Origin of the sequence: Sphingobium sp. 22B (genome assembly GCF_001580035.1) — a bacterium.
GTDB lineage: Bacteria > Pseudomonadota > Alphaproteobacteria > Sphingomonadales > Sphingomonadaceae > Sphingobium > Sphingobium fuliginis.
In genome coordinates this window covers 35,999-49,554 of record NZ_LTAB01000031.1, presented here as the reverse complement: position 1 = coordinate 49,554, position 13,556 = coordinate 35,999, and the positions used below count along the sequence as shown (strand labels likewise).

At 57.5% G+C, this 13,556-nt stretch carries 10 protein-coding genes; 9 read left to right on the top strand and 1 reads right to left on the bottom strand.

Annotation, left to right across the window (positions count from 1 at the left end):
• Positions 1 to 732 precede the first annotated feature (732 nt).
• From A0J57_RS21005 to A0J57_RS20985, 5 genes are all read left to right on the top strand, one after another.
• Entirely contained in the window at positions 733 to 1,428 is a 696-nt protein-coding gene (locus tag A0J57_RS21005; protein ID WP_226870471.1) for a hypothetical protein, read from the top strand.
• Positions 1,421 to 2,164 (top strand): RES family NAD+ phosphorylase, encoded by a 744-nt coding sequence (locus A0J57_RS21000; RefSeq protein WP_061940023.1) that lies wholly within the window; start codon positions 1,421 to 1,423, stop codon positions 2,162 to 2,164. The genes A0J57_RS21005 and A0J57_RS21000 overlap by 8 nt, the downstream gene beginning before the upstream one ends.
• A gap of 439 nt (positions 2,165 to 2,603) precedes the next feature.
• Positions 2,604 to 3,806 (top strand): AAA family ATPase, encoded by a 1,203-nt coding sequence (locus A0J57_RS20995; RefSeq protein WP_061940020.1) that lies wholly within the window; start codon positions 2,604 to 2,606, stop codon positions 3,804 to 3,806.
• Positions 3,803 to 4,837, top strand: a complete 1,035-nt coding sequence (locus A0J57_RS20990) for a ParB/RepB/Spo0J family partition protein (protein ID WP_061940018.1) — start codon at positions 3,803 to 3,805, stop codon at positions 4,835 to 4,837. Before A0J57_RS20995 ends, A0J57_RS20990 begins: the two co-directional genes overlap by 4 nt.
• Positions 4,838 to 5,049: 212 nt before the next feature.
• Positions 5,050 to 6,285: a replication initiator protein A gene (locus A0J57_RS20985; RefSeq protein WP_226870473.1), complete on the top strand. Its 1,236-nt coding sequence runs from the start codon at positions 5,050 to 5,052 to the stop codon at positions 6,283 to 6,285.
• 2,454 nt (positions 6,286 to 8,739) lie between these two features.
• On the opposite strand, the gene A0J57_RS20980 is transcribed toward A0J57_RS20985, so the two are convergent.
• Complete coding sequence (locus A0J57_RS20980) at positions 8,740 to 9,780, bottom strand: hypothetical protein (protein WP_226870488.1); 1,041 nt, start codon at positions 9,778 to 9,780, stop codon at positions 8,740 to 8,742.
• A 351-nt stretch (positions 9,781 to 10,131) separates the two neighbouring features.
• On the opposite strand from A0J57_RS20980, the gene A0J57_RS20975 reads away from it, so the two are divergent.
• The 4 genes from A0J57_RS20975 (at position 10,132) to A0J57_RS26425 (ending at position 13,515) form a co-directional block, all read left to right on the top strand.
• Entirely contained in the window at positions 10,132 to 11,607 is a 1,476-nt protein-coding gene (locus tag A0J57_RS20975; protein WP_235600925.1) for a tyrosine-type recombinase/integrase, read from the top strand.
• 582 nt (positions 11,608 to 12,189) lie between these two features.
• Positions 12,190 to 12,648 (top strand): helix-turn-helix domain-containing protein, encoded by a 459-nt coding sequence (locus tag A0J57_RS20970; RefSeq protein ID WP_061940014.1) that lies wholly within the window; start codon positions 12,190 to 12,192, stop codon positions 12,646 to 12,648.
• A gap of 3 nt (positions 12,649 to 12,651) precedes the next feature.
• Complete coding sequence (locus A0J57_RS20965; protein WP_061940013.1) at positions 12,652 to 13,248, top strand: PIN domain-containing protein; 597 nt, start codon at positions 12,652 to 12,654, stop codon at positions 13,246 to 13,248.
• 129 nt (positions 13,249 to 13,377) lie between these two features.
• Entirely contained in the window at positions 13,378 to 13,515 is a 138-nt protein-coding gene (locus A0J57_RS26425) for a hypothetical protein (RefSeq protein WP_157078347.1), read from the top strand.
• The last annotated feature ends 41 nt before the right edge of the window (positions 13,516 to 13,556 follow it).

Below are 13,556 nucleotides of genomic sequence, written 5' to 3'. Positions count from 1 at the left end.
CCCTACATGACGCCCCATATCGGCAGTGCGAGCAAAGAACCGGCAGACGATCCACTTATCAAGTGCCGATCCCTGTTCAGACCAACCCGGCCACCTCTCTTCCGGCCTCGCTACGGCCATGGCAGCTACAATTCGCGCGTGCCTGGGTCCGGTGCCAATGACCAATAACCCTTAATATGAGCGTGCCGCGGACGCTCTTATTAAGGGTTATTGCTGCAAGCCTGAATATGGATTGCTTTGCGTGCCGGTCCCATCGGCGAACGCGGCGGTAACATCTCCTCGATGCCGATACCTGCAGGACGCGGACGGGCTACCGCGGCAATCCTCTAATGCATGAATGAAGGGGGCCGCATCGCGGCCATGGCGCGCATTTGCGGGCGAAGGGCAAGTTCGGGTTGGATGCAAATAGCTTCTGCGCAATCCCCACGAAGGAGCGCGTCGATGGCCTTTCGTGCCTCTGGCTGTGACCGATGGAATGGATAGCCGGCGTCGTTCGACGTCCTCATTATGCCCTCTCCTACGAGTCGTTGGACGGGGAGCATAGGTCCAGCAAGCGCCATGTCGAAGCATTATTCGTGAGTGTGTCGGCGGCGGTTTCCATCGTCTCGTACACGTGAGCGATGAGCGTTCCCGAGTACCGGCTACGACTGCCTACGAAAGCAAACCGGCTCGGTCACGATGGACCATTGAATATTAAGATTATCACTGTATATTGATAACCGAGATATTCGAATGGAACAGATGATGGCATCGATCCCCAATAGCGAACTGGCCAGTCTCGGCATTGAGGCGCTGGCCGGTTCTGTGCATGAAATCCGCGAGCGGCTGAAGGGGGCGGACGATGACCAGATCGTTGCGCTCAAGCTCGACCATGGCAGCAAGCGGATTACTGCGGCATTTGCAGAGGCCGTGCGCCTCATTGCACCGATGATCGTACGCAAGATCGCTGATCAGGAAAATGCGACGCTCGAAAAGCTGGTCGACGCCCTTGTCCCACAGGTTCCGTTGCCCGAGCACCTGCTGACCGAAGCGAGGATGAACGCCGAAGCGCGCAAGGCGGTTCTGGAAAGCGGAGAATGGTTGAGCGCTGCCCAACTATCAGAGATTGCTGGTTTTAGCGGACAAAATGCCAGCGCGCAGCCCAACAAGTGGAAGCGCGAGGGCAAGATCTTCGCCTTGCGGCGCAATGGCAGCGACTATTATCCTGGTTACGCCCTCGATGCAGATGCGGGCTATCGCCCTGTCAAGCAGCTCGCGCCAATCCTGAAGCTGTTCGGCAATGATTTGGAAGATTGGGATATCGCGGTCTGGTTCGCGTCTGCGAACAGCTTCCTGGGTGGCGTGGCGCCGAAGGATATTTTGGCGAGCGCGCCTGACCGCGTGCTTGCGGCGGCCGAAGACGAGATGGCAGGGGTGCTGCATGGGTAAGGCCAAACGTCCGGCCACCCCAATGTCCAGCAAGTCCACCGCTCCTGATGTCCCGACAGCGACCCGCGCGGCTGCCGGCATTGGTGCGACGCGGTTGATCAAGGCACCGCCGTCGGACCTCGATAAGTTGGTGAAGCGGACAAGCTGGACATCTGGCGAGATCATTCATCGTGTCCATCCAGATGTGTACACGGCGGATCAGTTTAATCCCGGTCTCAACGGCAATGCGCGGTTCAGTCCGATCTGTGATGCCGCCGGCAATCCTATCCCAACCGTCTATGGCGGCACGACCTTCGAGTGTGCAGTGATGGAAACTGTCTTCCACGATGTCCCCTTTGCAGCGGGCCTGAAGACAGTCGCCAAGCGGAAAATCCGGCATCATCATCATTCGCAGCTCATTTCAGCTGCCGAGCTGACGCTTGCGAACCTCACCAACAAGGCCCTGCGGAAGCTTGGTATCCCACGCGCCGATCTGATTGACACGGAAAAGGATCTCTACCCGCAGACGCGAGCATGGGCCGAAGCGGTTCATGCCCAATGCGCCGACGTGCAAGGCTTATGCTGGGTGTCTCGCCAGGACGACACTGCTCAGGCGATCATCCTCTTTGGGGACCGGCTTGCGCCGGGTCTTTTGACCCTTACCGCGCCATCGGTTGACCTTGTCGGAGATGACGCGACTTATGCGGGACTCGTCAAATTGGCCGACGACATAGGGGTGAAGCTTATCGGCAGATAAGCCGCCGCTGGTTGGAGCGATCAAGTGCCATCGGTCAAACGATTTTCAGATGCGGACTGGATTCTTTGAGAAGGTGAGCCGCAGCGTATCGCTGCGTGACGGGGCTATTGTGCTGCTTCGTCCGAACTCGCGCAAAGCATCCTCACCTTGGCACATGGCCAACCAAGGGACGAGTATGCGGTGATTTGTCCCCGTCCTTTCGCGCCGTGTGCATGTTGAGGCGGGAAATCAGTACAGGGCATTGCCTTTCGCACCTTCTGGGTACGAGGAAAGGTGGCTGCAGATACAGGTGGTTCGTGGCAAAAGAGCATTTTCGAACCTTCCGTCGCAACCTAGTTCGGAAAAAATCTCCTAAACCGGCAATTTATTGACAACCATAGCGATGCTTCATATTTTATTGGCAACCGTACTTCGCGAATGATTCGGCTGGGGCTCCTTTATGATTGATACCGTTTCCAACCTGAAGGCCATGGTCGAAAACGGTGAGGCCCTTAGTGCCCAGTTGAAGAAGGTCGCTTTTCGACCGCGGGCCCGGAAAAATCTCGAATTGACCTTTGGTCCGGGACGCGCAGCGGATTTAATCGGTCGCACTCCCGAGGCGTTGACTAAGGCAGAGGCGAAAGGTCGGCTGCCGGCCCCCAAGATTGGTGCCAACGGTCGGCGCTATTACACGCTCGAGGATCTGACGCTCATCCGTCAGTCTCTCGGGATCATTCCGGGAAAGCAGGCACATGAGCCTGCGGTCGTTTTAGCCGTTCAGAATTTCAAGGGTGGCGTCGGGAAAAGCACGATCACCAAGCATCTGGCCGATTATCTTGCGCTTCAGGGGCTAAGGGTACTCGTCGTAGATTGCGATCCTCAAGCCTCGACCAGTTCCTTGTTCGACGTGGACCAGGAAGAACTCTGGGATAGCGACGAGACGCTTGCGCATTTCTTGGCTCCTTCCGCGCCGCTCAGCGAATTTCGCCGCACCATCCGTGATACCGCTTGGCCAACGACCAAGATCGTCCCGTCGAGCCTAGGCCTGGGTGAAATTGAGTGGCACATGGTCGCAGGCGCGGAAGGGCGCGAAGAGATCATGCGTAGGTTCGGTTTGCTCAGGGCCGGTATCAGTCAAGTTCGCCGCGAATTTGATGTGATGCTACTCGATCCACCTCCAGCAATGGGATTTCTCGGGATGAATGTTATGGCCGCTGCGAGCGGTCTCGTTGTCCCGGTTCCGGCCCGGCAGCTCGATTTTCTATCGACAATTCACTTCATGACCAACATTGCCGACACGCTGGAAGCTCTCAATGAATATAACATGGGCGTGAATTACGACTTTATTCGAGTTGTTGCCTCAAATTACTCGCGATCCGCCGATGGGGAGGCCGGTATGCTGCGTATCTTGCAGCAGATGTGCGGCACGAACATGTTGACCAATCCCATTCTAGCGTCTGAAGAAATCAAGAATTCGGTACAGGAGTTCCGGTCGGTCTATGAGTCCGACAAGCCGATCTCCTCGCACAAAACCTTTACCCGTTGCCGAGACAACCTCGATCTGGTTTTTTCGGAGATCCTTCATGTGATCCGGCAACAATGGCCCTCCACGAGTCTGACGGGTTTTGGCGATCAAAATATGCTGGATGGTGAGGCCGCATGAGCAAGCGCGCGTTATTCGACGAAGTCATTGCCAATGCGGCTGCAGAGCAAGGTGAGAGCACGTCCGCTGCTGAAGGGCCAGCCCAGTCCCGCGCCCGCAAACCAATGAATTTCGCGACGCGGCGGCTCGATAATTTCGAAGAAGCCGCCAAGATGCTAAAAAAGCCGGCGATTTCGCTCAAGCCTGATGAAGTGTCGATCTGGCCGGGCAACGCACGGGACTATTCAGCCCTGAGCGAAGATCGAGTCCGCACGTTGATTGACTCGCTCGTCGCGGAAAATGGGAACCGAATTCCTGTCATCGTCCGTCCGACCCCCAATGGGGAGAAGCGCTATGAACTGATCACCGGTACGCGGCGGCATTGGGCGATCGCCTGGCTCAATGCCAATAATCATCCCGAGATCAGCCTCTATGCATCGATCGAGGATCTAACCGACGAGGCAGCATTTCGCGTCGCGGATATCGAAAACCGTGAACGGGAAGATATCTCCGACTACGAACGGGCGACAAATTATCGCGAGGCCCTCAAGTCCCATTATGAAGGCGTGCAGCGCCGGATGGCCGAGCGACTGAAGCTGAGTCCCGGCACGCTTTCCCGCTATATTGCTCTTGCCGAGATGCCGCAGACGATTGTCTCTGCCTTTGGCTCACCGCGCGATCTGACTCTCCATTTCGCGAAGCCTCTCCTGCCTTTGATTGATGATCAGGAAAAGCGCCAGCGAATGGAAGATGCTGCCCGCTCGATCGCAGAGGAACAGAGCCTCAAACAGAGTTTCGACGAAGCGATTATCCCCGCCAATGAAGTGGTGACGCGGTTGCTGTCTGCGGCGAACAATAAGCAAGCCCGGGCACGGAGGCAAAAGCAGAGCCTTCTTACGCAATCGGGCCGTGAATTCGGAGTGGTCGAACGTGATCGCGCCAGCGAGTTGATGATCAAGATCGTTCCTTCTGAGAGTTCCATTGACGAGCTCATGGAGAGCTTGAGGGCTGCCATTGAGCGCTCCAGGATTTGGGCAAAGGGTAAGGCGTGAGGCAAGCTCAGCGCCCATTTGTCAAATGCACAAAATGGCCGATTTGCCGTTTAAAATCATTATGTTCGCATGGATGTTGCCGACGGCAACATCTTGCAGCTTTTAGCGTTCGAGCGTTTTAGAAAATGGTGGAATCCCCCCCTAGTCTTGGCCGGCAGGTCCAGCTCAGTTTTGAGATGTTCACGCCCCTGCCAGACTTTGGGGATATATCGTTGCGCGACTATCAGGAGACGATGCAACGCCCCTTCTTCTCGCTAGCGAAGAAGCGCGTGAAGCCGATCCAATATCTTAGTCCTAATGGCCAGGTGAGCGTCCACGTTTCAGCCAACCCGCACTACGGGATGGCGACTATATGGGACGCGGACATCATGATCTTCTTCGCATCCTATTTGAACGAGCAGCGGCAGCGCTCGAACAACTTGTCTCCTACGATCCGCGTTCATCCAGCGGATATTATGAAACTGATCCGCCGTGATACATCCGGGAGAGCCTATGAGCGGATGCGCGACGCGCTCGATCGGCTGCAGGCCACCACCATAAAGACGAATATTTGCGCGAAGGGCAAATCCAGGGAAGTGACTTTCTCGTGGATCGATAGCTGGACCCAGTTGATCGACGAGCGACGCAATAAAGTCCTGTGCATCGAAGTGACGCTTGCAAAATGGTTTTTCGACGGCGTCCTGGACCAAAAGTCCGTCTTGACCGTCGATCCCGCGTATTTTGATCTTAAGGGAGGGATAGAGCGTTGGCTCTATCGCGCTGCACGCAAGCACGCCGGCGGTAATGGTGCGGAAGGCTTTACTATCGGTTTCGACACACTTCTTCAGAAGAGCGGTAGCGAGCAAACGTCAGCTAAGTTCAAGGCGTCGCTGCTGGCCATTGCGCGTGCCGATTCCTTGCCCGAATTGCATCTAGAGGTGCTGGACGAGAAGTCGGCCCATCCAAAGCTTTGGATGGTAATGCGCAAAGACTGGCAGGGGAAGGCAAAGCCTCAGCAAGTTCTACCCGCCCCTTCCGCAGCAGAACCAAAACGAGAGGTTGTGCCGGCCACGCGAACGCGGAGCGTTAAACGCCTTGCGGAAACGCTAATAGATCCCGAGGATCTTGTTTCCCCGGCCGACATGGCAGCCTTGGTTGCCAGCACGGCAAATGGCTTTCGCGTGTCTTCACAAGGGCCAAAAACCCTTTCGCCCTCCCCTGCCCCCGTTTCATCTGCAAAGCCGGCAACCCGGCGCCGCGGTAACCGTGCACAAGATGTAATCGATCAGGAAACCTACACTGCCATTCGCCGGGATTTCCCAGGCTGGGACCTCGACGTTCTGATGGCGAGGTTTGATAATTACATTGCAAACAACCTTACCGAATTGCCGGCGAATTATTCCAAGCGCTTCTACTTTTTCATGAAGAGCCATCACCAGCGGAACAAGCACACCTTGCCCGGCAGTTAACCGGCTTAGAGGGTTTGCAGATGACTTAGTTTGCGTCCCATCGGTTGGAAGTCGGCTTCCTCCCGCTGAAAAGATGCCTCTCGGCAACTCCTATTAGATCAGAATGTACGGTTCATCGTGCTATCGCGGATAGCGGAAATGCCTCATATTTACCCTGGTGCTCCACGCCCAACTGTAGAGGATGTCCCCTGACAAGACCTCCGTTACGCCACTCTCAAGGCCGTGTCTGATAGCACGATGCGAGCATGCGTCAGGACGACGTCAGTGCAACGGGGCTGATATCTGCCCCCCTCCCCTTTCCGGCTCTTATCCTCTTCGAAAATCGAATAAGAATTCAATGGCTCTCTCGAGTACGGCTAGTTGGAAGCCGATGCGCAATATCTTTGGAAACACCAGATAGACGATTATTTCGTTCACAACGGGATACAGAAGCTATGAATCTGACCTCAGCCAGCAGCCCCAAGGTTTCTAAGAACAAGAAAGCGCAAAATCCATTATTATCGTGTTTTTTCAATGAAATAGATAAGATGTTGCCTTCGGCAACACGAGCCTTCGCCCCCCCCCCATGCCTCCCCGGTACGTGGTCCGCTTCAAAGTTTGTGTTAGTCGATTTGAGGCATCGCTCCCGACTAAACGATTGCATCCACCAGCGCTCAGCGGCTTAAGTAAGTCAAGCAGGTACGAGCACCCGATTTCTCGTAACGCGGTGCGATGATCTTACGACCGCCTGCCCATTTAAGCGTGCAATCTCTGCGTCCCATTTGGTCACGGTAGCCGAACGAATTCTACGCTTATGCCTGTTAGGCGAATCCGGATGCCCCCTGCCAAAGGGCGAGTTGCCGGTTATTAAAGCGGGATGTTCCGCTGATGCTGCAGACAAATAATTAGCTTCCACGTCGGCTATTATCAGCGCCGCTATGCACAATCTTGTCCATTGCTGAAGCTGCTCGCATGGCGACTTCCGAACCCTGCCTCTACGTTTCAGCATTCTGAGCGAGATCAGCGACCCTTTGCATTGGTATAGCAGGGGAACGCTTACGGCTCCCCCAAGTTTATTTGACTCAAAACCCCACTTCGCAATGCGCGTTCAAGGAAGGACTGGCCTGTAAGTCGGTCACACCGCACTTCTTCATTTTACCGCACGGCCCACCCAATACACTGCCATCATGGTAATCGATGCGTCCTCAGGCTCCAGCACATACACGTCTCGGATCGAAAGTCCCTAACAGGACTGACGCCGCGATTGACTATGCAATCGCTACGCGTGATCGATCCGCGGTCTGACGGCAGGAGAGGGGGAAGTCCTCATTTAGGCACATTAATACCTAGGGAGATCGAGAAATGCGAACTGGCTGAACCCTGCAACGGTAAGCCACCTGCAAGAAAGATGTTTGACGAATGTGACAGCCCGGTGCCTGATAGCACGATGAACATCCACAAGGCATTTTTGGATCGGCGGAAAGCTCATCCCCGATAGCACGTTAGAGTCGTTCACAACTCGTTTTCGGCAATGGTGGGAAAAGCCGAAACAGCAAGAAAACTGATTCGAAGCCGGGGCTTAGCGACGAAAGTAGATAGGCCACGACTGCATTCCATCGTGCTATCAGAGCCAGAGTGTCGCCGCTCTCAGTTTAGGCAATCGTGCTATCACAGAAGCCCGATCGTGCTATCGCGCCGCTGAGAACGTGCCATCACGGATGATCTATCGTGCCATCGCGCCGACCCCAAAATCTGCGAATCGTGGAGTCAGCACGATTCGCATCAGGTGCGACTTCTCTTAACTCTCTAACTTCTCCATAATCCCATAACCATGGCGCCTACGGCGCTGAGATTTGAGTTTGAATTTTTAGATGAGATTACCTTCATAAAACTTCTCGATGTTCCTCCAACTAGACCGCTGTTAGAGGTAGCTCCCCCCGCAAGAAAATCCTCCGGTTTACCCCGATGAGGGTCGCTGCGCCGTAAATGATGCTGGCGTTTGAGGCATCTGACGGTCGCTATGAATGGCCACAATACGCCGCACCTTTATAACGGCCTTGCATCAATCAGGCAGCGTGGCACAGAAGAATTCATCAGTGAGCTGCTTTCCGCTGCGGACCTGGTAGCCACCCGAGGCGGGGGACGGAATACTTTCCTAGCTACATTGATCGGCCTAGCGAAAACTGCATCTGATGAACTTATGAAGTCGCCTTAATCTGGGAAGGACCGTCGGGGGACCCGGTCGATCGGACGGCCACACCAAAGCTGTTACGATAGAATGATGCAGTACCCCTCCAGTATTAAGAAACCTCACGTGAACAGAGCGATCACGCACGCGTCGTTACCCAATTCGATGCAACTCAGAAGCGGAGCATGCGAACAAAACATGAAATATCCCTAAAATGCTGTCAGAAGGCCGTAGGACGCATCGAAATCTTTCAGGTCAAATGGTAAGGGGTGCCCTCGTTTTGGCGCTCACAGGGGCTCTGGCGGGACGTGATTTTCACCCTCATCATCCCAAATTGTGGGCTCAAAGAGGTCGATGACCGGCGGCCGAGATCGGGCGGGGGAGGGGGCCACCCCGCTGACGGGGATCGTGTAGCTGCGAAAGCTCGCCTGACCGGTCCGCTCGATGAGCAGTCCCTCGGCCTCGGCGGTCGCCAGTAGCTTGATCGCGCCGGCGGACGTCAGCCCAAACTGCTTCGCGACCTGGCTGCTGGTAATGGCGGGACGGGCCATCGCGAACAGGATCACGTCCTTGAGTCGTCCGAGCCGTCGGCGGTCCGCAAGATGGAGAGCGGCCCGCTGCGCATAGCTTCGCAGTTGCACCTCCAGGTCGAGATGGGCGTTCGCCCCGGCGACGATGGCTCCGAGCCAGAGGTGGTCGAGCTCGTGGCCTGAAGCGATCTTCCAGGGACCGCCCGCGCGTTGCAGGCCGAGGGCTGTCAGTCCACCTTGCGATCCGTTCCAGCGCCCCGGACCCCAGCGATCGCCGATCAGCAGGCTGGCCACGACATCACCGCGGGCGAGGGGCGCGAACTGCCGCCACAGCGCGGCGATCCGGCCGCCATGGAGCAGGGGAGGGGAGGGGGGTAGTACTTGGCAGGCCTTGCTCCAGGCCTCGATTGCCGGTAGCATTTCCCATGGCTCGCGGCGGCCCGGGATGTGCTCGTCGGAAGGACCGGTTTCAGCACCGAGCCACGCCAGCAGGGCAGAGGGGTCGGCCATGAGTTCGTCCAGGGTGATCGGCATGCCGATGGCGTGCTTCCAATGGGTCAGGTCATAGGCACTGGTGATGGCGCGTCCTCGGCCGTTGATCGTGACCGCGTCCTCGGGGAGTTCATAGGCGTCGATCCCGGCCAGGGCTTGCCGCTCAGCCAGCGCCATGCGCGCCTTCCAGGGCAGGCGGACGGGACTGAGCCGGAGGCGTTCTTCCACCCGTGCGAGCGCGGTTTGCGCGTCGGCATAGGCAAGGAGCAAGGCCGGATCGAGCAGGGGAGGGGAGGAAGCCATCATTTTTCGCCAAAATCTCGCCTTTAATGGCGAGGTGTATCGTTCCAGACTCGATTCATTAAACGGCCTGTTTGTCTGGGTTATCGGATCAGATATTAAACTGAAAGACGTTTTTAGAAAGTCTGTTGGTGCATCTAAAATATTGGATCAATGACAAGGGCCATTATCATTGATCCAAAATGTTGTTCGCTATATGATTTTGCCTTCGATTTGTACCAATATGAGCGGACTGGGATGACTGGCGAAGGCAGAAGACCGTTGCGCGGGCTGCGCGCCTTTCTCGATCCGGCCTTCGAGTCGGATCATACGCCTGTTCCTTCGGTGGAGCAAACGGACGTCGCTGGAAGCGCGGTCATGGGCGACGACCAGCCGATGGAGGACGGGCAAGCGGTATCGGTCCGCGCAGCGGAGGGCAATGTTGCGCCCTTGGTCATTGAAGAAGCCGACCCATCGGTGGCGATTGGACCGCTCGCGCCGTTGGCGACCGCCGAGGGAGTTCGGCCGACCACACTGGTCCTGCCCGCACCGGGCCAGCGTTGGGCCTATGGCGCGCGCCAGCAATATGTCGCGCAGCGCAGGGCGGAGCGCGCGGCGGAGCAAGCGCTCACCCCGCTCCAGCGGTTCGAAGCCGCTCTGGCGATGCTGCCGACCACGGGCCGGCCCGCCGCGAATCTTGATCTGGTCGAGGCGACGCTGGCCGCCATGGCCGCCAACACGGTACGCGGTCTGCTTGCAGACATGGCGGGCTTTGGCGAGGCATGTCGCCGGTCTGGGGTGAGCGCGCTGCCAGCGCAGCCTATTTCGGTAATCCAGTATTTAAAGGCGCGCGGAGCGGGGGAGGGCAGTCTCGCCAAGGCGAAGCCGGCGACGCTTTCGCGCACCCTCTGGGCGATCGCGACCTTCCACCGGCTGTTCGATCTGCCCGACCCGACCAAGGACAAGCTGGTCGCGCTGACGCTCAAGGCCTTGCGCCGCGAACTGGGAACCGCCCAGCGCCAGGCGCGGCCGTTGCGCTACAAGGGTTCGGTCAGCGACGTTTTTGACGGCGACGCGCGAGGGATGAGCCTGAAAGCGCTGCTCGACGGATGCCCCCACGACGAAAAGGGGATGAGGGACCGGGCGTTGCTGTCGGTCGCCTACGATACGGGCCTGCGCGCTTCCGAATTGGTCGCGATCGACATCGCCCATATCCAGCCGGCTAGTGATCCCGACACCCGGTTACTGCATATCCCGCGCCATAAAGCGGATCAGGAAGGGGAGGGGGCAACCGCATTCCTCTCGATGCGGAGCACCCTGGCCCTGAACGCTTGGATCGCGGTGATGGCCGATCTGCTGGGCGTTCCTGAAATAACGAAGGGACCTATCTTTCGGCGGTTGTTTATCAAGCGCTTGAAGGCGGTCGATCCCGCTGTGTCGCGTGCTGCAGCGCGCCGGGAGGCCGCCGCCACGCAATGGGGATTGTCCAGTTTGATGCCAGAAGCCAAGGCAGCGCGGCGCACTGGCATCGATCCGATGACGGCCGTCAGCCTGGGCGGTGCCGCGTTGCAGCCGCAGGCGGTAACGCAGATTTTCAAGACGCGGGTCCAGGGGGCCTGGGACGCAGGACTCTTACCGGATTTGAGCAAGGACGAACTGGCCCAATGGGTCAAGGGGATCAGCGCGCATTCGACGCGCATTGGGATCACCAACGACCTGTTCGCGGCGGGTGAGGATATCGCCGGGATCATGGATGCACTACGCTGGAAATCGCCCAAGATGCCGCTCAGCTACAATCGTAATCTGGCAGCGGAACATGGTGCGGCGGGCCGTCTACTCTCCAAACTGCGTTAGCGGATGTCGGGCTTCGGGTTGTTGCCATAATCAATCATGTAGCGAGGGTGGAAATCCCCCACGACCTTCCCGCCTATTTACAGCTCCGCGCATGCCGCCGGCGATGCGCAGATGCGCTTCTGTAACAGGTGGCACAAAGCGCGGCAGCAGATTCTCTCTCACTCAGGGAAAGGCGTCTGGCAATCGACCGATTCCGCCTCGCGACCGTCCACGGATCGGTGATCAGGATCGTCTGCTCCATGCTATCCGCGTTGATGATCATGAACCGGCATTTTGGTAACAACAAATGGCTTGTTAGGAATTGGTGATCATCAATGGCCTCGAGCTAAGGCGCAAGGCTCTACGAGTGGGGTGCGGACCGTTAAATGAGCCGACCCGAGCAGCTTAGGTCACAATTAGCACCGGTGGATACGGTGCTGTTCACCCACAGGTTTCGAGCTTCGCACGACCTGGCAGGATCCTGTCGTGACGTGAGATGCTGGTGTGGGAATGTCTGCTCTGCCAGCGCAGGAGATGTTTCGTCTGCTTCGATGGTTGCGTTTGCTGCGATTATTGACCATATAGGCCGAGAGGAGACGCGCCATGACCATGCCCGCCTTTGCGGAAGAAATCGGTAGCCGCTTGCCCTCCGCTGGTGAGAAGGATGCTGCCAATCAGCTTCGCAAGATCATTGCCGCGCATGCCGCCGGCGATGCAAAATTGCGCCTCCTGGAAGAGGGGGACAAGACCCCCACCGAAATCACACTGACACCCGCCATATCCCAATTGCTGATGGAACTGCTCAGGCATATCGGCAAGGGAGACGCAGTCACCCTCGTGCCGATCAGTCAGATGTTGACGACCCAGCAGGCTGCTGACGTGCTCAACGTGTCGCGGCCCTATCTCATCTCCCTTCTCAACAAGAAGGAGATTGCCCACACATTGGTGGGGCGCCACCGGCGCGTGCGCGCCGAGGATTTGTTTGCTTACAAGCGTGAGCGGGATGGGATTCGCTCCAAGGCACTCGACGATCTGGCGGCGGCCGACGCCGAATTGTTCTGATCCTTGTTCGCCAATCGCTACACGGCCTTCATTGATGCCTGCACGCTTGCCAGCGTGCTGCGCAGAAACCTGTTGCTGACATTGGCGGAAGCGGATTTCTTTCGCATCAGATGGTCGGCGCCAGTTCTAGAGGAAACGGGCCGAGCCATCGCGAAGATACTCGTCAGCAAGGGGCGATCGCAGGCGGAAGCGGAGGAAATCGCAGCAACCCAAATTTCCCGAATGCGTCAGGCATTTGGCGAAGCGGAGGTTGTTGATTTCGCTCATCTCACTCCGCTGGTGGAGGCCCTACCGGATCCGGACGATGCGCATGTGATCGCTGCGGCCGTAAAGACTCAGGCCGCCGCGATCGTGACGGAGAATCTCAAGGACTTCCCGGAGGCCCTGCTGGAGAGCTTGAATCTGGAAGTCCGGTCGGCAGACGACTTTATTGCCGATACCATCGCGCTTGATACGGGCCGCGCCGTCGCGGCAATTCGCCGGATGCGCGGGCGCTTTCGCAGGCCCGAAAAGTCCGCACATGACCTTTTGCTGGACATGGAGGCGGCAGGACTGGTGGCCACCGTGGACGCTCTTCGACCGCATGTGGGATCCCTCTGAAACTTTGAATTGAACGCTTTGACGCAGGGAAAATGCTCGGACGGACTTGGAGAGTGGAATTTGGAAAGGCGGACGTTGATTTCCCGCTTGCCATGCACCCTCACAGTTTGACCAGGCTGCCGTACTTCATTGAAGAAACCCCTCTGGCCGATCCCGAAGCTGATCGAAGCGGTCGGCGATCGCGATCCAGCGGGCCACGCCCGTCTCATCACCCGCCACGGCCAGCGCAGTGACACGCTCGGCTATATGCTCGTATCGCTCCGGTGAGGGCCGCCTTGCAGTGATCGGCTGATATTTCGAGATGGCAC